Annotated in this window: 23 protein-coding genes and 1 pseudogene; 6 read left to right on the plus strand and 18 right to left on the minus strand. The window is 63.4% G+C overall.

The genetic code is table 11. The features are described from left to right. Nucleotides 1–177: 177 nt before the first annotated feature. From V1279_RS25460 to V1279_RS25470, 3 genes are all read right to left on the minus strand, one after another. The gene (locus V1279_RS25460) at nt 178–1,620 is read right to left on the minus strand and encodes a cell wall hydrolase (RefSeq protein ID WP_334441512.1); all 1,443 of its coding nucleotides are present in this window, start codon (nt 1,618–1,620) and stop codon (nt 178–180) included. 457 nt (nt 1,621–2,077) lie between these two features. Further along, complete coding sequence (gene ppdK, locus V1279_RS25465; RefSeq protein WP_334441515.1) at nt 2,078–4,951, minus strand: pyruvate, phosphate dikinase; 2,874 nt, start codon at nt 4,949–4,951, stop codon at nt 2,078–2,080. A 91-nt stretch (nt 4,952–5,042) separates the two neighbouring features. Next, nucleotides 5,043–5,198: a DUF3096 domain-containing protein gene (locus V1279_RS25470; RefSeq protein WP_334441517.1), complete on the minus strand. Its 156-nt coding sequence runs from the start codon at nt 5,196–5,198 to the stop codon at nt 5,043–5,045. Nucleotides 5,199–5,428: 230 nt separating this feature from the next. Here V1279_RS25470 and V1279_RS25475 point away from each other — a divergent pair, with 230 nt between their 5' ends. Further along, a complete protein-coding gene (locus tag V1279_RS25475) occupies nt 5,429–5,782 on the plus strand; it encodes a DUF1236 domain-containing protein (RefSeq protein WP_334441520.1) in 354 nt (117 codons plus the stop codon). Nucleotides 5,783–6,080: 298 nt separating this feature from the next. Here the strand turns inward: V1279_RS25475 and V1279_RS25480 are convergent, their stop codons facing one another. From V1279_RS25480 to V1279_RS25510, 7 genes and pseudogenes are all read right to left on the minus strand, one after another. Then, on the minus strand, nt 6,081–6,683 hold the full coding sequence (locus V1279_RS25480) for a class I SAM-dependent methyltransferase (protein ID WP_334441523.1): 603 nt from the start codon (nt 6,681–6,683) through the stop codon (nt 6,081–6,083). 3 nt (nt 6,684–6,686) lie between these two features. Beyond that, a pseudogene (glyS, locus tag V1279_RS25485) lies at nt 6,687–8,787 on the minus strand (glycine--tRNA ligase subunit beta). Then, nucleotides 8,787–9,722 (minus strand): glycine--tRNA ligase subunit alpha, encoded by a 936-nt coding sequence (locus V1279_RS25490; RefSeq protein WP_334441526.1) that lies wholly within the window; start codon nt 9,720–9,722, stop codon nt 8,787–8,789. Before V1279_RS25490 ends, glyS begins: the two are co-directional and overlap by 1 nt. Nucleotides 9,723–9,842: 120 nt before the next feature. Then, on the minus strand, nt 9,843–10,034 hold the full coding sequence (locus V1279_RS25495; protein WP_108518521.1) for a hypothetical protein: 192 nt from the start codon (nt 10,032–10,034) through the stop codon (nt 9,843–9,845). Between the two features lie 120 nt (nt 10,035–10,154). Further along, nucleotides 10,155–11,066, minus strand: a complete 912-nt coding sequence (locus V1279_RS25500) for a S49 family peptidase (protein ID WP_334441529.1) — start codon at nt 11,064–11,066, stop codon at nt 10,155–10,157. A gap of 265 nt (nt 11,067–11,331) precedes the next feature. Beyond that, complete coding sequence (locus V1279_RS25505; protein ID WP_334441531.1) at nt 11,332–12,099, minus strand: tRNA1(Val) (adenine(37)-N6)-methyltransferase; 768 nt, start codon at nt 12,097–12,099, stop codon at nt 11,332–11,334. Next, nucleotides 12,092–12,319 (minus strand): putative signal transducing protein, encoded by a 228-nt coding sequence (locus tag V1279_RS25510; RefSeq protein ID WP_334441534.1) that lies wholly within the window; start codon nt 12,317–12,319, stop codon nt 12,092–12,094. The genes V1279_RS25505 and V1279_RS25510 overlap by 8 nt, the downstream gene beginning before the upstream one ends. A 132-nt stretch (nt 12,320–12,451) precedes the next feature. Between V1279_RS25510 and V1279_RS25515 the strand changes: the two genes are divergently transcribed. Further along, entirely contained in the window at nt 12,452–13,462 is a 1,011-nt protein-coding gene (locus V1279_RS25515; protein ID WP_334441536.1) for a polyprenyl synthetase family protein, read from the plus strand. 104 nt (nt 13,463–13,566) lie between these two features. After that, complete coding sequence (locus tag V1279_RS25520; RefSeq protein ID WP_334441538.1) at nt 13,567–14,196, plus strand: LysE family translocator; 630 nt, start codon at nt 13,567–13,569, stop codon at nt 14,194–14,196. Between the two features lie 93 nt (nt 14,197–14,289). On the opposite strand, the gene V1279_RS25525 is transcribed toward V1279_RS25520, so the two are convergent. From V1279_RS25525 to V1279_RS25535, 3 genes are all read right to left on the minus strand, one after another. After that, nucleotides 14,290–15,174 (minus strand): 4-(cytidine 5'-diphospho)-2-C-methyl-D-erythritol kinase, encoded by an 885-nt coding sequence (locus tag V1279_RS25525; protein WP_334441541.1) that lies wholly within the window; start codon nt 15,172–15,174, stop codon nt 14,290–14,292. 27 nt (nt 15,175–15,201) lie between these two features. Then, on the minus strand, nt 15,202–16,983 hold the full coding sequence (locus tag V1279_RS25530) for a tetratricopeptide repeat protein (RefSeq protein ID WP_334441544.1): 1,782 nt from the start codon (nt 16,981–16,983) through the stop codon (nt 15,202–15,204). Between the two features lie 268 nt (nt 16,984–17,251). Next, the gene (locus V1279_RS25535) at nt 17,252–18,910 is read right to left on the minus strand and encodes an electron transfer flavoprotein-ubiquinone oxidoreductase (RefSeq protein WP_334441547.1); all 1,659 of its coding nucleotides are present in this window, start codon (nt 18,908–18,910) and stop codon (nt 17,252–17,254) included. A 133-nt stretch (nt 18,911–19,043) separates the two neighbouring features. Between V1279_RS25535 and V1279_RS25540 the strand changes: the two genes are divergently transcribed. After that, the gene (locus V1279_RS25540; protein ID WP_334446572.1) at nt 19,044–19,868 is read left to right on the plus strand and encodes a uracil-DNA glycosylase; all 825 of its coding nucleotides are present in this window, start codon (nt 19,044–19,046) and stop codon (nt 19,866–19,868) included. Between the two features lie 80 nt (nt 19,869–19,948). Here the strand turns inward: V1279_RS25540 and V1279_RS25545 are convergent, their stop codons facing one another. From V1279_RS25545 to V1279_RS25565, 5 genes are all read right to left on the minus strand, one after another. Continuing rightward, nucleotides 19,949–21,454: a glycosyltransferase family 39 protein gene (locus V1279_RS25545; protein WP_334441550.1), complete on the minus strand. Its 1,506-nt coding sequence runs from the start codon at nt 21,452–21,454 to the stop codon at nt 19,949–19,951. A gap of 81 nt (nt 21,455–21,535) precedes the next feature. After that, nucleotides 21,536–22,315: a ribonuclease HII gene (locus tag V1279_RS25550; RefSeq protein WP_334441554.1), complete on the minus strand. Its 780-nt coding sequence runs from the start codon at nt 22,313–22,315 to the stop codon at nt 21,536–21,538. Nucleotides 22,316–22,373: 58 nt separating this feature from the next. Continuing rightward, entirely contained in the window at nt 22,374–22,949 is a 576-nt protein-coding gene (locus V1279_RS25555; protein WP_334441557.1) for a GNAT family N-acetyltransferase, read from the minus strand. Nucleotides 22,950–23,010: 61 nt separating this feature from the next. Beyond that, a complete protein-coding gene (locus tag V1279_RS25560; RefSeq protein ID WP_334441560.1) occupies nt 23,011–23,460 on the minus strand; it encodes a VOC family protein in 450 nt (149 codons plus the stop codon). Between the two features lie 233 nt (nt 23,461–23,693). Then, entirely contained in the window at nt 23,694–24,854 is a 1,161-nt protein-coding gene (locus V1279_RS25565) for a PA0069 family radical SAM protein (RefSeq protein ID WP_334441563.1), read from the minus strand. Between the two features lie 116 nt (nt 24,855–24,970). On the opposite strand from V1279_RS25565, the gene V1279_RS37980 reads away from it, so the two are divergent. Both V1279_RS37980 and V1279_RS25570 read left to right on the plus strand, forming a co-directional pair. Next, nucleotides 24,971–25,234: a DUF3551 domain-containing protein gene (locus V1279_RS37980; RefSeq protein ID WP_442894814.1), complete on the plus strand. Its 264-nt coding sequence runs from the start codon at nt 24,971–24,973 to the stop codon at nt 25,232–25,234. Between the two features lie 385 nt (nt 25,235–25,619). After that, complete coding sequence (locus V1279_RS25570; RefSeq protein WP_334441566.1) at nt 25,620–26,192, plus strand: glycosyl transferase; 573 nt, start codon at nt 25,620–25,622, stop codon at nt 26,190–26,192. Nucleotides 26,193–26,410 lie beyond the last annotated feature (218 nt).

A 26,410-nucleotide genomic window follows, 5' to 3' on the forward strand; every position in this document is an offset into this window, starting at 1 on the left:
CTGCCGCCCGGGACCGCCGGACGAAACGTTACCGGGAGTTAATGCAGATGCATGAAAAGCCCAAGGGGTGCCGTAGAAAAATTTTCCGCTGCAGGGCAGCCCTGCAAAATTAGCGAGGGCAATGAGTGCAATTTGTTGGGCTGTCGTCCCCACGAACGCGGGACGACGGAGGCGACGCTACCGTTTCGCGCTGGCCTGCTCGGCCGAGCTTTGTGCGGCTTCGGCGAGCCTGGCGGAGATCGCCGCGGTCTCGGCGGCCGTGCCCCAGCTCGGCGCATCGCTGCCGTTGCCCCAGGCGCGCGGCCGGTAGAAGGTATGCACACCGAACTTGGACATCTTCTTCATTTCATTGACCCAGGACGGCCGCACCCAATAGGCGTGGTAGTGCGTCGACTTGTCGACTTCCGGCAGCCAGAGCTGGCCGTCGAGCATCGCTTTCGCGATTTTTTGCGCGCGCTCCCACATCTCGGGTTCGCGAATGACGTCCTTGTTGTTGTCGCAGGCGAAGGTGAACTGGCAGGCCAGGTGGCGGTGCTTGTTCTGGTAGACCACGCCGCACACGGTTTCGGGATATTTGCCGGAGAAGGCGCGGTTCAGCACCACCTGCGCCACCGCGATCTGGCCGCGCACGGCTTCGCCGCGGGCTTCGAAGTAGATCGCCTCGGCCAGGCACTTCTCCGACTTGGTGCGCGACTTTTCGTCGAACAGGCCGAGACGTTCGGCGGGCGTCTTGGCGCGCTGGTTGTCGGAATTGACTTCGCCTTTCGGCGCAACGCTCTCGCCGGCCCGCACCGGACCATCGGCATCGACCGGCAGCGAGGCCATAACCTTCATGTCGGGATCGGCGATCGCGCCCGGCATTACGATGACAGGCTCTTCGCCGGGTCGCCAGCGCTCGATGCTCTCGGGAGAGCCGAGCGACGAACCAAAGAACAGGCTCGAGGTCTTGAAGGAGAAACCATCGCGCGGCGTCGCAGGCGTGCGCGCGGCCTCGCGCGCTTCCGGAACAGTCTTGAGATCGTCCTGAGGTCTGGTTTCGAGCGATAGCGACGTGTCGTATTGCGCCAGCGGCGGCGCGCTCAGCGCGGCCTGCAGCTCGGGATCGAGCGGCGCGCGCTCGACGGACGGCGCCGTCTCGGCGGTCTTGGCGCCCTTGACCGATGCATTCGATGTCGCGGGGTCCTCGATCGCTGGCGCGCGCTCGGCGGGGGCTGCGGTTTCCGCAGGCGGCGGCGTCACGATGAGGCGATCGCCTTTCAGCGTGCGATCGACCTTGGGAAAATCGGCGGCGTGATAACGCGGCGGCGGAGCGGCGAGCGGATTGCGCGTCACGGTTCCCGTAATGTCGATGCCTTGGTTGTCGAGGCTGGCCAGCCGGTAGGTCGCGGTTTGCGGCGAGGAGGTTCCGATCGGACGGCCGAAAGAGAATGTCGCGACCTGGATGGTGCCGGCGGAGGAGAACACCCGCTTCTGCCAACGCTCGGCGACGCCGGGCTGGCGCGCCAGCAGCGAAGCAATATCCTGATATCCGATCTCGGTCGGCATCAATGCGAAGACGCAAAGACCGAGGCCGAAGGACGCGAACCGCGCGCCCTTCGGCTGGTTACGCAACACAAACATCGATACGCTCACGCAACGCTTACACGATCGAACGTCAGTACATCCGTGCAATTCGACCTTTTTTGTTGATATCGAATTTAGGTTGCCGGGGAGTTAATCGGCGTGGCCAGCGCGTTACACGCAAGACATCGCGTGATTTTCGCGGATCGCATCAGAAGCGTTGGTAAACGGCCCCTCGGTGAAAGTGGTAAATATCCCGTCAACGAAGATGATGAAGAAATTTTCTGGGCACGTACGCATGACGCTCGGCCCACGTCGCGACGGGTCTTTGCGAGTTCCCAATTCACTTCATCGTGCTGAAGCGGTCGTCATTGCTTCCGCCTTGGCTTGCAGAGCTTCGACGGACAAGTCGTCGCTTGCACTCCTCGCAATGACGGCTCTTGCGCCTGCGCCAAAACGCGAATGCCCGGCACAAGGCCGGGCATGACGTCGTATCCGTTGATAGTGAGCGTTTAAACTACGCCTGGCTTGCAACCGTCTTGCCGAGCGCGGCCTGCGCGGCGGCGAGGCGGGCGATCGGCACGCGGTAGGGCGAGCAGGAGACATAGTCGAGCCCGATCTCGTGGCAGAACGCCACTGAAGCAGGGTCGCCACCATGCTCGCCGCAAATGCCGACCTTCAGATTCGTCCGGACTTTGCGGCCGCGGGCGACGCCGATCTTCACCAGTTCGCCGACGCCGTCGCGATCGACCGAGATGAACGGATCGATTTCCAGGATCCCCTTGCTGACATAGGTGCCGAGGAAGCTTGCGGCGTCGTCACGGCTGATGCCGTAGGTGGTCTGGGTCAGGTCGTTGGTGCCGAACGAGAAGAACTCCGCGGTCTGCGCGATGTCGCCGGCCATCAGGCACGCGCGCGGAAGCTCGATCATCGTACCAACTTGATAGGCAAGCTTCTTGCCAGTCTCCTTCATCACCGACTGCGCGGTGGCGTCGATGCGCGCCTTGACCAGGTCGAACTCGGCCTTGGTCGCGATCAGCGGCACCATCACCTCGAGGCCGACGGCCTTGCCGGTGCGCTTTTCGGCTTCAACCGCCGCCTCGAAGATCGCGCGCGACTGCATCTCGGCGATTTCAGGATAGGCAATGGCGAGGCGGCAGCCGCGGAAGCCCAGCATCGGGTTGAACTCGGCAAGATCGCGGGCGCGATCGGCGAGCCGGCGGGGATCGGTGTTCATCGCACGCGCGACTTCCTCGATCTCGGCCTGGGTGTGCGGCAAAAACTCGTGCAGCGGGGGATCGAGCAGGCGGATCGTGACGGGCAAGCCCTTCATGATCTCGAACAGCTCGACGAAATCGGCGCGCTGCATCGGCAGCAGCTTCGACAATGCCGCGCGGCGCGACTGTTCGTCTTCGGAAAGGATCATCTCGCGCACGGTGCGGATGCGGGTTTCCTCGAAGAACATGTGCTCGGTGCGGCACAGCCCGATGCCCTCGCCGCCGAATTTTATCGCGGTGCGCGCATCTTCCGGCGTGTCGGCATTGACGCGGACGCCGAGCTTGCGAACCTGATCGGCCCAGCCCATCAGCGTGCCGAATTCGCCGGACAGTTTCGGCTCGATCATCGGCATCCGGCCGGCCAGCACCTGGCCGAGCGAGCCATCAATCGTGATGACGTCACCGGTCTTGAAGGTGCGCGAGCCTATGCTCATCGTGCCCCGGCCGTAATCGACGCGGATGGCGCCGCAGCCGGAGACGCAGGGCTTGCCCATGCCGCGCGCGACCACGGCGGCGTGCGAGGTCATGCCGCCGCGGGTGGTGAGAATGCCTTCGGCGGCGTGCATGCCGTGAATGTCTTCCGGGCTGGTCTCGATGCGCACCAGAATGACATTGCGGCCGTCGGCCTGCAGCTTGGCGGCTTCGTCGGACGAGAACACGATCTCGCCCGATGCCGCGCCGGGCGAGGCCGGCAGGCCGGTCGCGATCACGTCGCGCTTGGCGGTGGGATCGATGGTCGGATGCAGCAATTGATCCAGCGAAGCCGGATCGATCCGCATCACCGCGTCCTTTTTCGAGATCAGCCCTTCATTGGCGAGCTCGACGGCGATGCGCAGCGCCGCTTTCGCCGTGCGCTTGCCGCCGCGGGTCTGCAGCATCCACAATTTGCCCTGCTCGACCGTGAACTCCATGTCCTGCATGTCGCGGTAGTGCTTTTCGAGCAGCGTGTAGAACCGCGTCAGTTCCTTGAACGCCTCCGGCATCGCGCTTTCCATCGATGCCTTGTCGGAGCCGGATTCCTGGCGCGCTTCCTCGGTAATGTCCTGCGGCGTGCGGATGCCCGCGACCACGTCCTCGCCCTGCGCGTTGATCAGGAATTCGCCGTAGAGCTTGCTCTCGCCGGTGGAGGGATTGCGCGTGAACGCGACACCGGTCGCGGACGTCTCGCCCATATTGCCGAACACCATGGCCTGCACGTTGACGGCGGTGCCCCAGGATTCCGGAATGTCGTGCAGGCGGCGGTAGGTCACCGCGCGCGTGTTCATCCAGGATGAGAACACCGCGCCGATTGCGCCCCACAATTGCTCGTGCGGATCCTGCGGGAAATCCTTGCCGGTCTCGCGCGCCACGGCTTCCTTGTACTTGCCGACCAGTTCGACCCAGTCGTCGCCGGACAGATCGGTGTCGAGCGTATAGCCCTGGCTGTCCTTGAAGGTGTCGAGGATGTCCTCGAAGTGATGATGCTCGAAGCCGAGCACCACATCCGAATACATCGTGATGAAGCGGCGATAGCTGTCATAGGCGAAGCGGCGATCGCCGGAGAGTTCGGCAAGCGCTTCGACCGTCTTGTCGTTGAGGCCGAGATTGAGCACGGTGTCCATCATGCCCGGCATCGAAGCGCGGCCGCCGGAGCGGACCGACACCAGAAGCGGATTCTTCGAATCGCCGAACGCCTTGCCGGTCAGCTTGCCGACATGGTCGAGCGCCTTCTCGACCTGCGCCTTCAGTGCGGCGGGATAGGATTTGTCGTGCGCGTAGAAATAGGTGCAGACCGAGGTCGGAATGGTAAAGCCCGGAGGCACCGGCAGGCCGAGATTGGCCATTTCGGCCAGGTTGGCGCCCTTGCCGCCGAGCAGGTCGCGCAGGCCCGCTTTGCCCTCCGCCTTGCCGTCCCCGAAGGTATAGACCCACTTGCCGGATTTTACCGCCTCAGCGGCCGGCTTGCGGACCGCAGCCTTCTTGGCCGCGGCCTTGGCGACCGGCTTGGCCGGGGCCTTCTTCAGCGCCTTGCGGGCGGAAGGGGCAGTGGCGGCGGCCTTGGGCCGGGCCGATGGCTTTGATTTCGCTACAGATTTCACTGCAGCCTTCTTGGACTTCGCGACGGCTTTGGCCATGGATTCCAACTATCCGAAAAGATGAGAAGATTGCGCGCCTTACACCATTTTGAGGGGTTCCGCGCAAGCCGCGAAACCCTGCTTTCCTGCGCTAGAACCGAAACATCTTGAACACGCCGAGACCGACCAGGCCTACGAAGATCAAATAGATAGCTACGATGTAATTGAGCAGCCGGGGCATGATCAGGATAAAAATCCCCGCGAGCAGGGCGATGATCGCGGGGACGTTCGCAGCGGTGATGGTCATTGAAATCTCCGGCTGATGAAGGGGAATCGAATCGAGGATGGCAACTTAACCGCTGGCGCGGTTTCGGAATAGCAAGACGCCCACCACTTCAATGGGTTCCAGCCTCCGCAACAATTCCCCAGAAATGCCGCGTATGAGGCCGCGCTTTTGCCGGAACAATGCCGCACGGGATGAATTGGCCCGCATTGTGCTGGCGAAAGCCGGCGCCTCTTCTCGCGAAGGAGTTGACCATGCGGAACAGAGTACTTGCCATTGCGGCGATCGCCGGCGCGATGGCCGTCCCGATCGCGGCACAGGCGCAGACCACGACCGGCACCGGCGGCAGCACCGTCGTCATTGGCGAACACGAAGGCATCACTGCCGAGCAGCGTCCAGCCTTCCGCGAATACATCGTGCGGGAACGCGTGCCGAACTACAGGATTTCCGAGCGCGTGACCGTGGGGGGAGTGCTGCCGGAAGCCGGCGTGACCTATTACGACGTGCCGCAATCGTTCGCCGTCACGCCCTATCGCTACACCGTGGTGAACGGACAGACGGTGCTGGTCGAACCGCGTTCGCGTCGAATCGTTCAGGTGGTCGATTGACCTCAGTAGCCTGAACGATTGGTCCGGGCGCCGCGCAAGCGGATGTGCGCGAGATACGACCGGACACGAAGCCCCGCTCGGCGTCCCCTCCGGGCGGGGTTTTCTTTGTGTGACTCTTGTCCCGGACGCGGTGCAGCCTAGGCGATGCAACGCATCGTCCGGAAGCGCTGCTCCGCAGAGCCGGGACCCATTCGTACCGGTGATGCTGGGCCCCGGATTAGCAGCGCACCGCCATAGCGCGTCGAAGACGCGCGTGAACGCGCCTTGGGCGCTGCGCAGCATCCGGGGCACGAGATCACTATTCCCTGATTTCCAGTCCCGGCTTCTTCACCACGAGGCGGTGAATCTTCTTCCCTGAGGAGGCGCTGACCGCCTCTTCATCGAGCAACACCGTCGTTGCCTTCAGTTCTGTCAGCACCAACGCATCATCGAACGCCGTGTAAAGCCGCCCCTGCGCGTCGCGAAGATCGGCGCCCTCGGTGACACGCCAGCTCAGATAGAGAATGCCGCTGGGCTTGACGATATCGAGCAGCCGGCGAACCGATGCCGCAATCTGCTTGCGGTCGAGATGCATGATCACGGTTTCGCACAGGACGTTATCGAAGGTGCCGACGCCGCGCAGCTCGGGCAGTTCGGCATGCGTGAACTTGAGGGAGGGATATCGCCGGCGCGCTTCGTTCAGCAGGCCTTCGGAAGGATCGAAGCCCACGGCCGAAAAACCGTTCGCGTGAAGCCAGGCGACCTCGCGGCCGCAGCCGCAGCCGATATCGGCGGAAGTGCCGCCGCGCACGAAAAACCGCTCGACGACTTCCTGCAGGTCGACGGGCGCCGGCTGACCGAGCCAATCCTTCGCGAACGCCGCCGCATCCAGGTCGTAAGCGGCGAGCGTCTGACGATCCATGATCTAGCCTTCGATCTTCGAAAAATCCGCAACCGCGCGGGTCGCCGCGCGGATCTCGTTCAGGAGCTTTAGTCGGTTCTCGCGCACCTTGGGTTCATCATCATTGACCTTGACCTTGTCGAAGAACGCATCGACCGCCGGACGCAGCTTGGCCATCGCGCTCATCGCGGTGGCGAAGTCTTCCTTGGCGACGGCCGCGCCGGCCTCGCTCTTGACCTGATCGATCGCGTTGGCGAGCGCCTTTTCCTCAGGCAAATTGTAAAGCCCGGCATCCGGCGCACCGTCGAACGTACGCTTGTCCTTCTTCTCCTCGATCGAGAGGATGTTACTCGCACGCTTGGTCCCTGCAAGCAGGTTCTTGCCGTCATCGGTGTCGAGGAACTTGCCGAGCGCCTCGACGCGGCGGACCACCAGGAGCAGGTCGTTCTGGCCGCCTAGCGAGAACACGGCATCAACGAGATCGTGACGCGCGCCTTGGTCGCGAAGCTGGACTTTCAGGCGGTCGGCGAAAAATGCAAGCAGGTCATTCGCAAGCTTTTCAGCATCAGCCTTGATCGACAGGCCAGCCATTGCAGATTTGGCTGCCTCGAGGACCGGCAGACGCAACGTATTTTCGATAATCAACCTGATGACGCCAAGCGCCGCGCGACGCAGGGCGTAAGGGTCTTTCGATCCCGTCGGCTTTTCGTCGATCGCCCAGAACCCAACCAGCGTGTCGAACTTATCGGCCAGCGCGACCGCAACACTAACAGCGTCGGTTGGCACACGATCGGCCGGCCCCTGCGGCTTGTAGTGCTCCTCGCTTGCGGCTGCGACGGAGGCGTCTTCGCCCTGCGCCAGCGCGTAGTACTTGCCCATCAAGCCTTGCAGCTCAGGGAATTCGCCGACGACTTCGGCGAGCAAATCGGCCTTCGCCAGATGCGCGGCGCGCTTGGCCTTTTCGACGTCGGCGCCGACCACCGGCGCGATCTCGGCGGCCAGCCGCTCGATGCGCTTGATCCGTTCGCCCTGCGTGCCGAGCTTTTCGTGAAACACGATTCCATCGAACTTCGGCAAGCGAGCTTCGAGCTTCGTCTTCAGGTCAGTCTCGTAGAAGAATTTCGCGTCCGACAGCCGCGCGCGGATCACGCGCTCGTTGCCGGCGACGATCGTCTTGCCGCCGTCGGTGGCTTCGATATTGGCGGTGAGAATGAACTTGTTGGTCAACTTGCCCGTCTTGGGATCGCTGACGACAAAGCATTTCTGGTTGTTGCGGATGGTGGCGCGGATCACCTCGCCCGGGATCGAGAGATACTCCTCGTCGAACGATCCCATCAGCGCGATCGGCCATTCGACGAGGCCCGCGACTTCGTCGGCCAGCACCTGGTCTTCGACGAGTTCAAAACCTTGCGCGAATGCCAGCTCCTTAGCATCGGCCAGGATGATGTCCTTGCGCGCCCTGCGAATCGAGCACGATTTTTGCGGCCTTCAGCTTGGCTTCGTAGTCCTCGAAGCGGCGCACGGAGATCGCAGCCGGCGCCATGAATCTGTGGCCGAACGTGGTTTGGCCGGCCTCGATGCCGTCGACGGAAAACTTCACCACGTCGGGCTCTTCGGTCTCGAGCCCAAAGGTCGCGATGATCGAATGCAGCGGCCGCACCCAGGAGAGCGAACCCGACTTGGTCGAACGTTCGCCCCAGCGCATCGATTTCGGCCACGGGAAGGTTCTGATGATGACCGGCAGAATCTCGGCGAGCACGTCGATGGTGGCGCGGCCCGGCTTTTCGATCAGCGCGATATAGAAATCGCCCTTCTTGGGGTCGGTTTGAATCTTGGCGTCTTCGATCCGAGCCAGACCCGTAGCCTTCAAGAATCCCTGGATCGCCGCATCGGCCCCGCCGACGCGCGGGCCGCGGCGTTCTTCCTTCAGGTCGGATTGCCGCGCCGGAATGCCATGCACGGTCAGTGCCAGCCGCCGCGGCGTCGCGAACGCCTTGGCGCCTTCGTAGACCAGGCCCTCGGCGACGAGCTTGTCGGTGACCATGCGGCGCAGATCGTCCGCCGCCTTCGCCTGCATGCGCGCGGGGATTTCCTCGGAAAACAGCTCCAGCAGAAGATCAGGCATCAGACCGCCCTGCCCGCTTCGGTGTGAACCCAGGCTTCGCCGCAGGCTTTTGCCAGTTCGCGCACCCGCATGATGTAGCTCTGCCGCTCGGTCACCGAGATCACGCCGCGGGCGTCGAGCAGGTTGAATACATGGCTTGCCTTGATGCACTGGTCATAGGCCGGCAGCGCCATCAGATGCTCTTTCCGATTGCTGGTCTCTTTCCATCCGGCCGCGAGATATTTCCGGCAGGCGTCTTCCGCCATCTTGAACTGCTCGAACAGCATCGCCGTATCCGCGTGCTCGAAATTGTGCCGGGAATATTCCTGCTCGGCCTGGAAGAACACTTCGCCATAAGTGACCTTCTCAGCGCCTTCGCGGCCGTTAAAATTGAGATCCATAATTCGGTCGACGCCTTGCAGGTAGCAGGCAAGCCGCTCCAACCCGTACGTCAGCTCCCCGGCAACGGGCGCGCATTCGACGCCCGCGACCTGCTGGAAATAGGTGAACTGGCTGACTTCCATGCCGTCGCACCAGCACTCCCAGCCGAGCCCCCATGCGCCGAGTGTCGGGCTCTCCCAATCGTCCTCGACGAAGCGGATGTCGTGCAGGCTCGAATCGATGCCGATGGCGGCGAGCGACTTCAGGTACAGGTCCTGAAGGTTCGGCGGCGACGGCTTCATGATCACCTGAAACTGATAATAGTGCTGCAGCCGGTTGGGATTTTCGCCATAGCGGCCGTCCTTCGGCCGCCGCGAGGGCTGCACATAGGCGGCGTTCCAGCGCTTGGGCCCGAGTGCGCGCAGCGTCGTCGCGGGATGGAACGTGCCCGCGCCCATTTCCATGTCGTAGGGCTGCAGGATCACGCAGCCCTGCTCCGCCCAGAACCGCTGGAGAGCAAGGATGAAGCCCTGGAACGAACGTTCGGGGCGCATATGGGCAGGCAAAGCGTCCATCGGCAGAATCGGTCTCGCGAGGGGGGTTTAAGAGCGCGGGACCGTATCGACGCGGAGGCAGGGAATCAAGGCGATGCCGGAAGTCCGGCATCGCCGAATTGGCGGTTTGTCTGGCTTGTCCTAGCCCGGCCGATAAGCCCCGGTGACGGGGTCGCGGCGCAGCGTCGGAATGTCGGCGGTCTGGGCGGCCTCGGCGACGCGTGCCAGTCGCGCGTCTTCCAGTTCCCTGTTGATCCGTACGGCGGTCTTGTAGGCCCATCGGACCACGGCGAGCCCACCCAGGGCACCCGCGAATGCGATCAGCGGCGGCATCGGTCGATCCTTGTCGTTCACGTGTCAGCCCCCAATGGGTGCATTCTCGCCCAAGCCGGTCTGCGCCGCAATTCCGCTTTTGGGACTAAATGGCGCGGCTCGTTGACCTCCAGTTGATCGCTAGAACCCGAATTTGGCCCAAATTGACCGGGTTTCGAGCGCCGAAATCAGTTCATCCGGCAATCCCCCGATACCATCAAAGGCGGCCAGCGAGCCCGCCCCCGGCGATTTCCGGCCCAACAGCCCGGCCAGCATCCCGCTTGCGGGCGCAATGACAGGCGTCAGCACCTTCTCGCCAAAGCGCTCGCGCAGCGTCGACCTGATATCGCCGATCTTGTCCGCAAGGCCCAGCGACACGGACTTCTCGCCCGCCCAGTATTCGCCGGTGAACAAGACGTCGTCGGTGTCCTTGAGGCGCGCACCGCGGCTGCCTTTGACCAAGGCGATGAAGATGGCGTGGATCTCGCGCTGAAGCGCCTTCAGACGTGCGACATCATCGGGGTCTTCCGGCAGGAACGGATCGAGCATCGCCTTGTGCTCGCCTGCCGTGTAGAGCCGCCGCTCCACTCCAATTCGTTTGAGCAGGTCCTGAAAACCGAAACTGCCGCCGACCACACCGATCGAGCCGAGGATCGAGGACGGATCGCAGAATATCTCGTCGCCGGCGCAGGCGATCATGTAGCCGCCGGACGCCGCGACGTCCTCGACGAATACCAGCACCGGCAGTTTCTTTTCCGCGGCAAGCTGCCTGATCCGCAAATAGATCTGGCGCGATTGCACCGGCGAGCCGCCGGGCGAATTGATCACCAACGCCACCGCCTTGGCGTGTTTGGTGGCGAAAGCGCGTTCGAGTGTCTTGGCGATGCCCGCCAGCGTCAGCCCCGGCCGCAACGGCGTCACCGCACCGATGACGCCCGACAGGCGCACCACCGGAACAACGGCGGCGTCGCGCCGGAATCTTGCCGGAATGAATTGTTTCACCCTGTCAACAAGGTTCGGCAATCCCGCGCGATCACTTATTTGTTCACTCATGCCGTTACCTCGAATTAACCATTTTTTATCGCACCACTGTCATTGCAAAGGCCGAAACGCCTTTTGGGCCGGAACGCCTTTTGCCTTGCAGACGTTAAAGCTGCAATGGCGCAGCGGAGAGTGAAATGAAAATCTACCTGCTGATCATGCTCATCGGCAGCCTTCTGGCCGCGATCCACTTTACATCGGCGCCCAAACAACAGTCAGAGACGCTTCCGCAATAGCGTCCTGTTCCAGGAAATTTGGGCGTGCGAGCCACCCACTTCTACGGGTTCGCGAGCGGCAAGCTCTCCTTCCCGGCCAGAATCTCCTGCACCCTTTTGTTTGGCACGCCTTGCTCGTCATTGAGCATAAGGCCGGGATGGATTTGCGTCGGCGCCCGCCCACCCTTGGTGGCGCGAACCAGGATGCGATTGGCAGGCCCCCGCGCGTCGCCATGAACCGGCAGGACCTGCAAGCTCCCGAAACCGTGATCGAGCGCCGAGAGCACCTCGGCAATTCCGTCGGCGCGCCAGATCAGCGTCAGCGCCCCCCTCGATTTGAGAATGCGCCGCGCCGCGTGAACCCATTTTGAGAGCGTCGTTGCGGTCGCCATATGCGCGGTCCCGCGCGCCGTGTCCGGCGAGACGCGATGCCGCGCGGGATCGTTGAAGGGCGGATTCATCAGCACCGCATCGAAGCTATCAGGAACGAGTCCGGCGGCGGCAAAGGCTGTGGCATCAGCTTCCACATCGAGCACGATCACGTCAGCTTGAATCGCATTCGCATCCGCATTGGCGCGCGCAAGGCCCGCCAGCGCCGCATCGATCTCGACCAGAACCAGATCGATGCCGGACACCCGCCTGGCAACCGCCAGGCCCGCGGCCCCGACGCCGGCGCCGAGATCGGCGATACGGTCGCCCGAACGGGCTGACGTCGCCGCTGCCAGCAGCACCGCATCGTGACCGGCGCGATGTCCCGATTTCAGTTGCTTCAGACGCAATTGCCCGCCGAGAAACGCATCCTCGGTGAGTTCGAGGACGGGGTCAGTCATCGGGGCGTAATTCGTGAGCCAGGCCCGCCTCGGTCAGTAGCTGGCGGGCCTCGCGATTGTCGTCCTCGTGAACCAGGATGCGGCGCGGCAGGATGCCGAGCGATCCCTCGATGACGCTCATGTTCTGGTCCAGCACCAGATGATGGATATTGGCGCCGTCGAGCAGCGCACCGACCGCGGAAACCAGCACGATATCGTTGGTCCTGACCAATTCCCGCAATTTATGCTCTCCTTTTCGCCCGGGTGCGGCGACGGCACGGGGTCTGTCAACCGCTTCGCGCCCTTGCCGCCTTAGCCGGCACTTTCTATTGTAGAACAAGGATAGTGCGAATTTGCCAAATTGGAGACCCGCGTGGCGGTTATTGTACCCTTCGAAAGCCCGTCGAACGCTTCGATAGATGCGCTGGTCGGGCTCGTCGCCGCCGACATGGAGCGGGTCAACACCACGATCCTGTCGCGGACGGGGTCGGAAGTCACCATGATTCCGGAAGTCGCCAACCACCTGATCTCATCCGGTGGCAAACGTCTCCGCCCGATGCTGACGCTGGCGATGGCCAACCTCACCGGCTATTCCGGCGACGGCCATATCAAGCTCGCCGCCTCCGTCGAGTTCATGCACACCGCAACGCTGTTGCATGACGACGTGGTCGACGAGAGCGAACTGCGCCGCGGCAAGCTGTCGGCGCGGATGCTGTGGGGCAACGAGGCCAGCGTGCTGGTCGGCGACTTCCTGCTCGGCCAGGCCTTCCGCATGATGGTTGAGGTCGGCTCGCTGCGCGCGCTGGACATCCTCTCCTCCGCCGCGGCCACCATCGCCGAAGGCGAAGTGATGCAGCTTGCGGCAGCCAAGAACACCGCGACCACCGAGGACGAATACCTCGCGGTCATCCGGGGCAAGACGGCCGAACTGTTCGCCGCGGCCTGCGAGGTCGGACCTGTGATCGCCAACCGGCCGAAGGCCGAGCAGACCGCATGCCGCTCGGTCGGCATGAATCTCGGCATCGCGTTCCAGCTCGTCGACGACGTGCTCGACTATGGCGGCAAGGCTGCGAAACTCGGCAAGAACATCGGCGACGATTTCCGCGAGGGCAAGATCACGCTGCCGGTGGTGCTGGCATTCCGCCGCGGCAATGACAGCGAGCGCAAGTTCTGGATCAAGGCATTGGAGCGTGGCGAGATCGGCGACAGCGATCTCGATCATGCCATCGGCCTGATGACCAAGCACCGCGCGCTGGAAGACACGATCAGCCGCGCCCAGCATTACGGCGCGATGGCGGTCGACGCGCTGGCGCTGTTCCCGGCCTCGCCCATGAAGACCGCGCTCGAGCAGGTCGTGGCGTTCTGTCTGGCGCGGTCGCACTGAGAAGTCCGTAGGATGGGTGGAGCGAAGCGATACCCATTATTCATGCCGGTGGCGAAAGTTGATGGGTTTCGCTGCGCTCTACCCATCCTACAAGAGAGATCGCATTGACCAGCGCTAACTTCACATTGTTTCTCCTGGCCGCGCTTGTCATTGCCGCGGTCCCTGGTCCTGGAATCTTTTACGTCGCGGCACGGACGCTGTCGGGCGGCAAAGGCGCCGGCTTCTCCTCGACATTCGGGACTGCGCTCGGCGGGCTCGTGCATGTGATCGCGGGCGCGCTTGGCGTCTCGGCGATCATCCTTGCCAGCGCCGAGCTGTTCACCGTGCTCAAATTCGCAGGCGCGCTCTATCTGGTCTGGCTCGGCCTCAAGACGTTTCGCGAGGCGCGCGATCTGCTGCCGCAACAGGTCGTCGCTGTCGGTACACAGCGCGTGTTTCGGGAAGGCGTGCTGGTCGAAGCCCTGAACCCGAAGACCGCGGCGTTCTTTCTGGCTTTCATTCCGCAATTCCTCGACCCGGCCGGCAGCCACCCTGCGCTGCAGTTCATCGCGCTTGGCCTGATCTCGGTGGCGCTCAACACGTTAGTCGATGTCGTCGTGGTGATGATGGCGGCCACGGCGCGCGCCGGTCTCACGCGCAACCCGAACTTGCTTCAACGGTTGCGACAAGGCTCGGGGCTGTTCATCGCCAGTCTCGGTATTTCGCTGGCGCTGGCCAAGCGGCCGGCGAGTTAGCTCGTAGATGGGTAGAGCGCAGCGAAACCCATCAAACCGCTCGCGATGAAGCGATGGGTATCGCTTCGCTCCACCCATCCTACGAAGAGAATCTCAGCTCAGCGTTCCCGCATGCACCCACCATCCGGGGTGATCGCGCCGGATCTTCTCCGCCGCGCGGCCGGCTTCGGCGGTGTTCTCATAGATCGCAAAGCAGGTAGCGCCCGATCCGGACATCCGTGCCAGCCAGGCGCCGTTGGTCGCGTTGAGCGCCGAGATGACGTCACCGATCACGGGCTGGACACGCATGGCCGGCGCTTCCAGATCGTTGGAACTGGCGGCGAGCGCTTCAACCCAATCTTCGAGCGATGCCTTTTCGTCGGGCCAGTGGTCCTGCAGCAGCACGTCGGTGGCACCGACCAGCAATTCGCCATTGCGCAGGCCGAGCGCGTTGAAAACGTCGCGGGTCGCGACGGGAACGCCGGGATTGACCATCACGCAGGGCATTTTCGGCATGCTGAGCGGCTGCAGCGTTTCGCCGACGCCGGTCATGACGCAGCCGCGTGACCTGACGCAGACCGGCACGTCGGCGCCGGTCAGTTGCGCGACCTCGATGATGCGGGGATCGTCGAGCGCGAGCCCATTCAATTGCGAAAGCAGCCGCAGTGCCGCCGCGGCATCCGCCGAACCTCCGCCGATTCCAGCCGCGACCGGCAAGACCTTGTCGAGCGAGAAACTGCCGGCCTTCATGTTAGGTACGCGCTCGGCCAGCAGACGCGCGGCCTTGAGCACCAGATTGTCCGACGTCTCGCCGCACGCCTGCGCCAGCGGCCCCGACATCTTCAAATCCAGATCCGAACCCGGCGTCAGCGTCAGCCGGTCGGCGCAGTCGGCAAACGCCACCACGCTTTCGAGATCGTGATAGCCGTCCGATCGACGGCCATTCACCCGCAAGGTCAGGTTGACCTTGGCGCGCCCTTCATCACTCAGTCCCGGCATTGCCGAACAGCCCCCAAAGTCCCTGCCTCAGCCGCCCCTGCCGTCTTCTTTCTTCTTGTCGGCGGAAGCCGCAGAAGAGGTGTCTTCGGGCAGACCGTTGGCAATCTTGGCCTCGATCTTCGGCAATTCTTCCGCCTCAGGCTTGAGGTCGCGGGCATGGGCCCACTGGAATTTGGCTTCCAGTGTCCGCCCGATGCGCCAATAGGCATCGCCGAGATGGTCGTTGATGGTCGGATCCTCGGGCTTGAGATCGATCGCGCGCTCGAGATTCTTTACTGCGTCTTCAAAATTGCCGATCCGGTAAAACGCCCAGCCCAGCGAATCCACGATGTAGCCGTCGTCGGGACGCTGATCGACGGCGCGCCTGATCATCTTCATGCCCTCGTCGAGGTTGATGCCCTGGTCGATCCAGGAATAGCCGAGATAATTCAGGACATGCGGCTGCTCGGGCTGCAGCTCCAGCGCCTTGCGCATGTCGACTTCGGCCTTGCTCCACTGCTTGGAGCGCTCCAGGCAAATACCGCGATAATAGTAGGTGACCCAGGTGTTCTTGTCCGTCACCCCGGGCATCGCGTCGATCGCGAGCGTATAGGTTGCGGCGCAATCGTTGAACTTCTTTCGGCCGCGCTCGATGTTGCCGAGCGCCATGATGGCTTCGATATCTTTCGGCGCTTCCGCGGTAACGCCCTTCAGGATCTTGATCGCCTCTTCGCTGCGGTCGGCGGCGTCGAGATTGGTGGCAAGCTGGATCTGCGCGTTGCGCTTGAGCGGCGAACTCGCCGGCATGCGCTCGTAGACCTTGATCGCCATCTGGGGCTTCTTCACGGACTCATAGAGATCGGCGAGCGACAACAGCGCCAGCGGATGGTTGGGCTGCAGGTAGAGCGCGAGCTGCAGATAGACCAGCGCCAGATCCTCGCCGCCGCGGCGGGTGAGCGTGGCGCCGATGCCGTACAAGGCTTCTGCCGCACCGGCCTGCGCCGAATCGACCAGCGGCGACAGCTTCTTGCCGGCCCGGGTGTCGCGCAGGCCTTCCTGCACCAAAGGATGCCGCGGCAACTTCTTGTCGAACGCCTCGTATATGCCGGCCGCCGCCGCGCCATCCTTGTTGCGCGACAACCAGCGCGCATAGGCGTCGGATACGCGCAGCATCGAATCGTCGAGCTTGTAGGCGCGCTCGAATCGCGCGCCGGCATCCTTGTCCTTGCCCGAGATCTCGAGGACCATCCCGGTGTGGAGATCCTTGAAGATCGGATACCATTCGGGGCCGGTCAGCTTGTCGATATTGGCAACCGCCGTCTTGGCATCGCCGGCGCCGTAGCTCGCCCAGCCCGACAGCAGCGTCGCGACCAGGTCGGTAATCGGTCCGCGGATCGACTGGTTGATGTTGAGCTGCGCGGCCGCATATTTCTTCTGCTTGAGGTCGCGGACGCCGACGACCAGCCGCGCAACGCGGTTCGCCTTGTCCATCGTCAGGATACGATCGGCGAGCTTGACCGCTTCATCGATGTCGCCATCGGCCAGCGAGGAAATGAAGGCACGGTCCAGCAGTTCATTGTTCTTGGGATCGGTGCGCAGCGCGGAGCGATAGAATGCCGCGGCGGAAGCCGCGTCGCGCTCGACGCTGGCATGCCGCGCGGCGAGATAGCTGCCCGACGTCGTCAGCGATTTCAGATCGGCCTTGCTCGGAAATTGCGCGGCGTTGTCGCCCGTGTGTTCGGGCGTCTGGGCCAACACCGCAGCCGGTGCGGCCAGTGCGGCGAGAGTAATTGCGGCGAAGGTCCAACGATTCATACGAGTGGAAAGCATCACGTTCGCCTAGCTCCAGGATGTATGGCGGGATCGTTACGATCGGTCTCGAATGCAAACCCAAGCGGCGGCATCTCGGGCAGCGACAATGCCGCTTTTGGCCCTCAACCGCAAGGATACGGGTTGGCGAATCGATCGGCAGATTAGGCCCTTAGGGCTCCGATTTAGCCAGCCCAACCCGGAAACGCTTTTACTGTGGCGGTATCGTGGCCGGAGGCGGTATCAGCCTCCTCCAGCTCACGCAATCGTGGTCAATGCGGCCTCTCTTCTACATACCTTGGTAGTTGGGCCCGCCACCGCCCTCCGGTGGAACCCAGGTGATATTGCCGTTCGGGTCCTTCACGTCGCAGGTTTTGCAGTGGACGCAGTTCTGGGCGTTGATCTGGAAGCGCGGACCCGAGGCCTCCTCGACCCATTCATACACGCCGGCCGGGCAATAGCGGTTCGACGGACCGGCATAGACATCGTGCTCGGATGTCTTCTGCAGGTTCATGTCGGCGACCTTGAGATGAACCGGCTGGTCCTCTTCATGGTTGGTGTTGGAGAGGAACACCGACGACAGCTTGTCGAAAGTCAGCTTGCCGTCCGGCTTGGGATAGGCGATCGGGGTGCGCGCCTTCGCCGCATCCAGCGTCGAGCGATCGGGCTTGGCGTGCGACTGGGTTCCGAACAGCGAGAAGCCCAGCGTATTGCACCACATGTCGAAGCCGCCCAGCGCCACGCCGATGATGGTGCCGAACTTTGACCATAGCGGCTTGACGTTACGGACCCGGTGCAGATCGCGGCCGACGGCGGAATCCCGCCAGGCGTTTTCGTATTCGACCAGTTCGTCATTGGCGCGGCCGGCGCCGAGCGCTGCGGCGACATGTTCAGCGGCGAGCATGCCGCTGCCCATCGCGTTATGCACGCCCTTGATGCGCGGCACGTTGACGAAGCCGGCTGCGCAGCCGATCAGCGCGCCGCCCGGGAAACTCAGACGCGGCACCGATTGATAACCGCCCTCGGTGATCGCGCGCGCGCCATAGGAAATCCGTTTGCCGCCTTCGAACACGGTGCGAATCGAGGGATGGGTCTTGAAGCGCTGGAATTCGTCGAACGGCGACAGATACGGATCGTCGTAATTGAGGTGCACGACGAAGCCTACCGCCACCTTGTTGTCGTCGTAATGGTAGAGAAACGAGCCGCCGCCGGTCGAATTGTTGAGCGGCCAGCCGAACGAATGCTGGATCAGGCCCTTCTGGTGCTTGGCGGGATCGATCTCCCAGACTTCCTTCAGCCCGATGCCGAATTTCGCCGGCTCGCTGTTGGCGTCGAGGGAGTATTTGGCGATCAATTGCTTGCTCAGGCTGCCACGCGCACCTTCGGCGAACAGCGTGTATTTGCCCAGCAGTTCCATGCCGCGCGTGAAAGAATCCTTGAGACTGCCATCCCTGGCGATGCCCATGTCGCCGGTCGCGATACCCCGTACCGCGCCGTTGTCGTCGTACAGCACTTCGGCCGCGGCAAAGCCCGGATAGATTTCGACGCCGAGCGCCTCCGCCTTCGGTCCCAGCCAGCGGCAGACGTCGCCGAGCGAGCCGATATAGCAGTGATGGTTGTTCATCAGCGGCGGCATGGCGAAGTTCGGCAGCCGGATCGCGCTGGTTGCCGTGGTCCAGTAGAAACGGTCGTCCTTGACCTCTGTCTTCAGCGGGCAATCGGCATCCTCACGCCAATCGGGGATCAACTTGTCGAGGGAGACCGGATCGATCACTGCGCCCGACAGAATATGCGCACCGACCTCGGAACCCTTCTCCACCACGACGATGCTGAGATCGGCATTGAGCTGCTTCAGCCGGATCGCAGCGGCAAGGCCCGACGGCCCGGCGCCGACGATCACGACGTCGAATTCCATGGATTCGCGGGGAGGAAGTTCTTCTGCGCTCATGATCTGATCTCAGCCCAATTGAGAACGGCTCTAAAGGCTCGTTGTTTCCGATTTTTGCGGGGAGGACAACCATGGAAATGCAATGCGAGGCGTTTCACGCCGACGCGATCCATACTAGATTGGCATAATGGATTTGATCCCCGAACCCGCGCCTAATATTCGGCAATTGCTGGCCTTTTACCTGGAGGCCGGGGTCGATTGCGCGTTGAGGGAGGAGCCGGTCGATCGGCTTACCGAGCCCGACACCCCTGCCGCTCCCGTCCCGGTCCGCGAGGCTGCGCCACCCCGCCCGTTGCGGGAAATGCCCGCCGCGATGCCGGCGGTTCCGCGCAGCGAAATAGCGCCCGCGCCGGAAGCGGCCATCGCCATCGCGCGCGAAGCGGCACGAACGGCGCCGACGCTGGAAGCGCTGCGTGCGCTCCTGGAAAATTTCGAGGGCTGCGCGCTCCGAAACACCGCGACGCGGCTGGTGTTTGCCGACGGCAATCCGCAAGCGCGCATCATGTTCGTCGGCGAAGCGCCCGGGCGCGACGAGGACATCGAGGGCCTGCCCTTTGTCGGACGTTCCGGCAAGTTGCTCGACCGGATGATCGCGGCGATCAGGCTCGACCGCAGCAAGGCCTACATCGCCAATGTCATTCCCTGGCGGCCGCCCGGCAACCGCACCCCGACGCCGCAGGAGACGCAAATCTGCCTGCCGTTCATCCAGCGGCAGATCGAGCTCGTGAATCCCGACGTGCTGGTGACGCTTGGCAATCCCTCGACGCAAACGCTGCTGTCGACCCGCGAGGGCATCATGAGGACGCGCGGAAAATGGTTCGACTACGACACCGGCACCCGCACCATCCGCGCCATGGCGACGTTCCATCCGGCCTATCTGCTGCGCTCGCCCTCCTACAAGCGGATGTCGTGGCAGGATCTGCGCGCCATCGCGAAGGCGCTGGAAGAAGTGCGTTAGCTCGTGTCCCGGACGCGGTGCAGCGCCTCTCGGCGGTGCACCGCAGAGCCGGGACTGACATCAGCGCAAGAAGATCGCAGTTACGGCGCCTTCGGCCGCACGATGGCCCAGCCGACCCGCAACAACGGCTGGCGGCCGTTCACCATCCATTCGAAGGCGCGCGGCACTTCCGGCACAAGGCCTGGAAACCGCTGTGCGATATCAGGCGGTGGCGTGCCTGAGGTGTCGGAGGCGCGCCAGACCACGACGCCACCGGTCTCGTTGAATTTCGCGACCGACAGCCATGGCGTTCGTTCCGGCGTCGCATCGAGCAGCAGATGCGGGCGCCCGGCGCTCATCGCGATGAAACTCGCCAGTTGCGGATCGCCGGCCACGGCGCGCAGCCGCTGGTTGGTTCGCCGTTCGAAATTGTCGCCGAAGAAATGCGCAATCGCTTTCGCCGGCAACAAGGTCGGCACTTCAGCGCCGGTCCAGGGCAGAAGAAGCGTGGTCGCGATCGCCACCAGGGCGGGAGCAGCGAGCGCCGCGGCCCAGACCGTGCGCAGCACGCGCTGACGCCGCAGGTGGAGCAGATCGCCGGTCGCCACGATCACGGCAAGTCCGGACATCAGAAGCGCAACGCCCGCGCCGCCCACTACGTGGTCGAAATTGAACAGCCCGGCCAGGAAACTTCCTAGCAGCGCCGGGGCGACGGCGAAGAAATAGACGAAGTCGCGCGCCAGCGGATCGACCGGCGGCCGGTAGATGATCGGCGCTTCCCCGGCATGGCGGGCGAACCAGCCGGAGTTGAGGACCGCCAGCAGCACGATGGCGGACGACGCAAGCACCAGGCCGGCGAGCAGCCAGCCCCATTGCAGGACTCGCGTGCCGAGATCGGAAATTGCGGGCCACGGCGGCACGGTGAGTGCATCGGCGCGGAGCAGCCAAATCAGATAGGGCAACACCAAAACGGCGATCACGAGCAGCGCATAGAGCGGATCGAGCGACATCAGCACGCGCCGGCCGCGCGGCGTGGCAACGGCAAATCCCGCGAGCAGCAGCAATATTCCGGGTGCAGCCGACGTCGTCAGCAGCAAAAGCCCGGCCTCGATCGACCAGGCGAACCACGCGTTGCGCCGGTTCTGGCCGATCAATTGCCAGGAATGCAGCAAAAGCAGCGCCCACAGCGGGCGCGCCAGCACCATCGGGCCGAACTCGACGCCGGGCGAACTGAACGCCACCACCGTCATCGAGAGCAGTACCGCGAGCACCGCCTGCTGCCCGCCGATGATCGCGCGGGCCAGTTGATAGTAGATCCAGAAGGTGACGACGGCGCAGGCCTGCGCCAGCAGATAGACGCCGAACATGTGGTTGCCGGCGGCGCGGAAGGCGATATCGGCGAGCCAGAACGCCAGCGGCGGACCGAGCCAGGTTCCGACCTGGTACTCCCGGCCGAAGGCCAGCACGGTCGCAAGGTCGCCGGGCGGACTCGGATAGAGCAGCATCGGCAGCATCAGCCAAAGTCCGGCCTGGGCCAGCACCACGAGCCAGACCACCAGCCGCGGCCGGGCGCGGATCAGTTCGACAACGAGCGAGGTGAAGCGCATGAAACGTCCGAATGCCGGGCCGGGCAGCCCTGTCCTTAACGGACGTTTGATAGAGCGCACCAGCCGCCGAGGCAACCGGCCTCAGATCGTGACTGAAACGTCGGAAGTAATCTCTCCGTCTACGGTGAAGAGATCGGGCTCAATCCTCTCTTCGACCGTCTCGGGGTAATGTTTCAGCCGCGCAGCAATGACCGGCGCGAAAAATCGGCGGTGGTGGATGCTCGGGCCTAACCGGTCCAGCGCCTCGCGATGTTCCGGCACGGCGTAGCCCTTGTGGGTTTCGAAGCCGTAGCCCGGGCAATCCAGCGCCAATGCGCTCATCAGGCGGTCACGCGTCACCTTGGCGATGATCGAGGCGGCTGCGATCGACATGACAATGCCGTCGCCGCCGATCACCGCATCGCAGTCGCAGGGCGCGTCGATCTTGTCGCGGCCGTCAACAAACACATGTTTTGGCACCTCGGGCAGCGCACGGACCGCGCGCGCCAGCGCCCAGAGCGAGGCACGCAAGATATTGTCGCGATCGATCCGCGCCGGCGAGGCAAAGGCGACCGCAAAGGACGATGTCGCGCAGATCTCCTCGAACAATTCCTCGCGGCGCTCGGCGGTCAGCCGTTTGGAATCGTCGATCCCTTTGGGGATTCGCTTGGGATCGAGGACGACGGCGGCCGCCACCACCGGACCCGCCAGCGGACCGCGCCCGGCCTCGTCGCAGCCCGCCACCGGCCAGACGCCGCGCTTGATCAGCGCCCGCTCACGGCGGAAGCTCGGCGGCGCGACCGCGATCACGCCCTTGGGCAGCTCGGCCTGCTCCTTGCCGGCTTTCTTGTCAATTCTCTTGGCGGACTTGTCCCGAATCATGCCGGGATCGTGCGAAAGCGCGCGCCCGGGCGCAACCAGGAACTCGGCTCAATTCCCGTTATTCAGCGCGCCGCCGTCGCCACTCCCCGGCCTCAATCACATAAACGAGCCGGCTCCCGCGCTTAGGCTCCGCAATCGTCGCCAGATAACGCATCCCGAGCTTCTCGAGCGCACGAATGGACGGTGCATTTCGCGGATCGACCAGCCCGAGCAATCTGCCGCATTTGAGTTGCTCGAACCCGAAAGCGAGTTGCGCCTCGCCGATTTCGGTTGCGATCCCCTTGCCCCATGCCCTGCGCGCAAGGACAAATCCGATCTCAAAGTCGTCGGCCTCCAGCGCTTGGCATGGAGACAAGCCCGCAAAGCCGATAACTTCGCCCGCGGGCTTTTCGGCCAGAACCGCCATCCCCGTGAGACTTTCGCCGAACGTGAATGATCTCCGGATGAAATCCTCGGCGGCGTCCTTTGCCATCGGTGCTCCGGCAAACGCAAAGCGCATTACTTCGCTGTCGCCGAAAATCAGATTCTGCAGAACCGATATATCCTCTTCGACCGCAGTGCGCAGAATCAGGCGCGGCGTCATCAAGATGACGAGCGGCTGCTTTTCCGATACCGGTGCGGGCTTCTGGTTCATCAAGCCGCAATACTGCAATTCACCGGCAGAGAAAAGCGGCGTGGCGATAACATCGCGGGCTTTAATCCGGCAGGTGAACCCGCCGGTCGTCGCCGACCTCGATGCTGGGCGCAACCACGACTTCCCAGGGATGGTTGTCGGGATCGCCGAAATAGCCGGAGTAACCGCCGTAATCGGTCTTGTGTGCGGACTTCAATAGCGACGCGCCGCAGGAGATTGCGAAATCCAGCACGGTGTCGACCTCCTCGACGGAGCCGCAATTCCAGGCGAGTGTCGTTCCGCGAAAGGTTTTCGGCCGCGGCTCATCCGGCAGCGTGGCGTCGCGGGCGAGTTGATCCCACGGGAACAGCGCGATCACCGTGCCGCCGGTGTCGAAGAAAGCGACGGCCTCACCGGTTGCCTGCATTTTTCGGGCAAAGCCGAGCGCTTCGTAAAACGCGATACTGGCGCGCATGTCGGTTACGCCGAGCGTGATGACCGTGAACCGCGGGATTGGCGCCTTGGTGCTCATGCTACTCTCCCATCCATCATTGCCTGCGACAAACGCGAAGCGTTTGCGCAAGGGGGCGTAAGCGACGACTGCGTCCGCCGAAGCTCAGCGAGCGAAGGCGGAAGCAATCCATTCGTTCCCTCCGTGGTTAGAGGGATTGCGTCGCGGAGCCTGTCATCACTGTGCGAGCGCAACTGCGCTCGTCGCCGGGCGCACATTCGCGCGACCCGGCGGCTCGCAACCACGACAACTATCTAGAACAGACTCAGTTGCTGTCCGCTGCGCTTCGGCTTGACGAAATGATCGGTCGTCAGCTTCGAGCGGCGCTTGTTGAGGCCGAGCTTTTCGCAGGCGATTTCGAAGCGACGTCCGATCATCCAGGCCATCGGGCCGGTGCCCTTCATCCGCGTTCCCCATTGCGAGTCGTAATCGCGCCCGCCGCGCATGTCGCGGATCAGGGTGAAGACGTGACGGTAGCGGTCGGGATAGTTCGCCATCAGCCATTCGCGAAACAGGTCGCGCACTTCCAGCGGCAGCCGCAGCAGCACGTAGCTTGCTTCCTTGACGCCGGCATGGGCTGCGGCATCGAGAATGCGTTCGATCTCGGAATCGTTCAGCGCGGGAATCACCGGTGCGACCATAACGGTTGCGGGAATGCCGGCCTCCGACAATTGGCGCAGCGCCTCCAGCCGCTTCGGCGGGGTCGAGGCACGCGGCTCCATGGTGCGCGCAAGCTTGGGATCGAGCGTGGTCACCGATATCGCAACCTTGGCCAAATTGCGCTTCGCCATCCGCTGGAGAATATCGATGTCGCGCGTCACCAGCGCCGACTTCGTGACGATGCCGACGGGATGGCCAGCCCGATCCAGCACTTCGAGAATGCCGCGCATGATTTTGTATTCGCGCTCGATCGGCTGATAGGGATCGGTGTTGGTGCCGATCGCGATCATGCGCGGCTCGTAACCGGGCGCCGCGAGTTCCTTCTCGAGCAGTTCGGGCGCGTCCGGCTTGGCCAGCAGCTTGGATTCGAAATCGAGCCCTGGCGACAGGCCGAGAAAAGCATGGGTCGGCCGCGCGAAGCAGTAGACGCAGCCATGCTCACAGCCGCGATAGGGATTGATCGAACGGTCGAAGCCGATGTCAGGCGAGTCGTTGCGGGTGATGACCTTGCGCGAGGTATCGAGCGATACCGTCGTCTTGAACGGCGGCAGGTCGTCCAGGCTCTGCCAGCCATCGTCGAAGGCGACCCGCGCCTCGGCCTCGAACCGGCCGCTCTGGTTGGACTGCGCGCCGCGGCCACGCCGTCGCTGCTTTTCGATCGCGACCTCGAGCTCGGGAAAAGGTATCGCACCCGCCGGCTCGGAGGGCGCCGTGACCGGCGGGTGCTTGAGGGCATGAGAGGATGCTCGGCTCATGCGAACTGCATAGCACACCCTTAGAACAAATCAAGAACATACATTTTGCATGTGCCGGGGTAACGGCAGCAGACCGCCCTCGTAATTCGAAGAGTACAAACCCAGGGAGGGTGCAGATGCGTCTGCTCACTTTGGCTGCCGCGACCATGTCGCTTGCAGCATCATTCACCTTCGCGGGCACGCTGCCAAGCCATGCTGATGCCAATTGGCCAGTTTGCTCCCGGACTTACGGGACGAATGACGGGCTGCGTTGCGATTTCCAGAATTTCCAACAGTGCCGCGCCCATGTCAGTGGCATGACGGGAAGCTGCCTCGAGAATCCTCGAGCGAGCCAGAGCTCTGGAGCATCGCGTTCAGGGCGAAAACCGCTACCCAACTAAAGTCACGGGGGCGGAGGCGCCGTTTCGCCCCTGCAGCGCCGCTAACTGGCGCATTAGTCGCGGCCGGCATCGTGCCGGGAAGCGCCGGCGCCAGCACGGCCGTCTGCGCCCAAACCTATGGCAAAAGCGACGGATTTGCCTGCAATTGTGCCACTTACGAGCAGGGCCGCCGGGCGGTCAGCGGCTTCGCCAGCAGTTGCATCGACAACCCCAACCTTCGGGTGGTCTGAAGCACTGAGGCCGCGCAGAAAAGCGGGGAGGACCCTGGCAGGGGGCCGTCTGCGATGGGCTTGCCGCAAAAAACTGCAGCGGGATGGCTGATTTGAATCTGACAAGGTGGTAACAAGCGGCGTTTTTCACCGTTTGAGCCAGCGAAGTCTCATCCATGCTGAGTGTGATCATTCCAACCGAGGGGATCGAACAGCCCGCCGTCGCAACGCTAGCGGCCCTCGTGCCGGGCGCTGCGGCCGGTGTTATCCGCGAGGTGCTGTTGGTCGACCGGGCGGGCACTGGCGTGATCGAACGGGTCGCCGACGTGGCCGGCTGCCGTTTTCTCGCTTTCGAGGGAACGCGCGCTGCGGCGCTGGCCGCCGGCGCGCGGGCAGCGCGCTCGCCATGGCTGATGTTCCTGCACGCCGGCGCGGTGCTCGACAGCGGCTGGATCGAAGAGACCACGCAATTCATCCAGAATGTATCGAGCAGCGGCCGGCCGCGCGCCGGGGTGTTTCGCTATGCCCGCTCGCCCTACGCCGACACGCGGCTGCGCGACGGCTTCAAATTCATCGCCCGCATGATTACCGGGCCTTCGGCGGAACAGGGACTTCTGATCGCGCGCGATCATTATGAGCGGCTCGGCGGCTACCGGCCGGATTCCCGCCGTTCCGAGACGCGGCTGCTGCGCCAGCTCGGCCGCTCGTCGCGCACCCAATTGCGCAGCCGGATCATGGTCGTCGCCTAGCTTCGGCAGTACGGCGGTACATCGCAGCGCCCACACCCAAAATCGCGAAAACAACCCCATGCAAAGTAGGATCGATCTCGACGCGCGCGGCTTGCGTCGGGGGCACAAGAAGAAAATGTTCCGCCGTCACGGCACCTCACCCCGCTCGCAACCGTCTTTCGCAGCACAAATATACTTGCCAAAGTCAAATATATATTTGACAATGGCAAGTATTGAGG

This window comes from Bradyrhizobium sp. AZCC 1610 (assembly GCF_036924515.1).
Lineage (GTDB): Bacteria > Pseudomonadota > Alphaproteobacteria > Rhizobiales > Xanthobacteraceae > Bradyrhizobium.

Coding starts and splice junctions, on each gene's coding strand:
- V1279_RS25460 (WP_334441512.1), bottom strand. CDS start 1,620: ATGTTTGTGTTGCGTAACCAGCCGAAGGGCGCGCGGTTCGCGTCCTTC.
- ppdK (WP_334441515.1), bottom strand. CDS start 4,951: ATGGCCAAAGCCGTCGCGAAGTCCAAGAAGGCTGCAGTGAAATCTGTA.
- V1279_RS25470 (WP_334441517.1), bottom strand. CDS start 5,198: ATGACCATCACCGCTGCGAACGTCCCCGCGATCATCGCCCTGCTCGCG.
- V1279_RS25475 (WP_334441520.1), top strand. CDS start 5,429: ATGCGGAACAGAGTACTTGCCATTGCGGCGATCGCCGGCGCGATGGCC.
- V1279_RS25480 (WP_334441523.1), bottom strand. CDS start 6,683: ATGGATCGTCAGACGCTCGCCGCTTACGACCTGGATGCGGCGGCGTTC.
- V1279_RS25490 (WP_334441526.1), bottom strand. CDS start 9,722: ATGGACGCTTTGCCTGCCCATATGCGCCCCGAACGTTCGTTCCAGGGC.
- V1279_RS25495 (WP_108518521.1), bottom strand. CDS start 10,034: ATGCCGCCGCTGATCGCATTCGCGGGTGCCCTGGGTGGGCTCGCCGTG.
- V1279_RS25500 (WP_334441529.1), bottom strand. CDS start 11,066: ATGAGTGAACAAATAAGTGATCGCGCGGGATTGCCGAACCTTGTTGAC.
- V1279_RS25505 (WP_334441531.1), bottom strand. CDS start 12,099: ATGACTGACCCCGTCCTCGAACTCACCGAGGATGCGTTTCTCGGCGGG.
- V1279_RS25525 (WP_334441541.1), bottom strand. CDS start 15,174: ATGCCGGGACTGAGTGATGAAGGGCGCGCCAAGGTCAACCTGACCTTG.
- V1279_RS25530 (WP_334441544.1), bottom strand. CDS start 16,983: ATGCTTTCCACTCGTATGAATCGTTGGACCTTCGCCGCAATTACTCTC.
- V1279_RS25535 (WP_334441547.1), bottom strand. CDS start 18,910: ATGAGCGCAGAAGAACTTCCTCCCCGCGAATCCATGGAATTCGACGTC.
- V1279_RS25545 (WP_334441550.1), bottom strand. CDS start 21,454: ATGCGCTTCACCTCGCTCGTTGTCGAACTGATCCGCGCCCGGCCGCGG.
- V1279_RS25550 (WP_334441554.1), bottom strand. CDS start 22,315: ATGATTCGGGACAAGTCCGCCAAGAGAATTGACAAGAAAGCCGGCAAG.
- V1279_RS25555 (WP_334441557.1), bottom strand. CDS start 22,949: ATGAACCAGAAGCCCGCACCGGTATCGGAAAAGCAGCCGCTCGTCATC.
- V1279_RS25560 (WP_334441560.1), bottom strand. CDS start 23,460: ATGAGCACCAAGGCGCCAATCCCGCGGTTCACGGTCATCACGCTCGGC.
- V1279_RS25565 (WP_334441563.1), bottom strand. CDS start 24,854: ATGAGCCGAGCATCCTCTCATGCCCTCAAGCACCCGCCGGTCACGGCG.
- V1279_RS37980 (WP_442894814.1), top strand. CDS start 24,971: ATGCGTCTGCTCACTTTGGCTGCCGCGACCATGTCGCTTGCAGCATCA.
- V1279_RS25570 (WP_334441566.1), top strand. CDS start 25,620: ATGCTGAGTGTGATCATTCCAACCGAGGGGATCGAACAGCCCGCCGTC.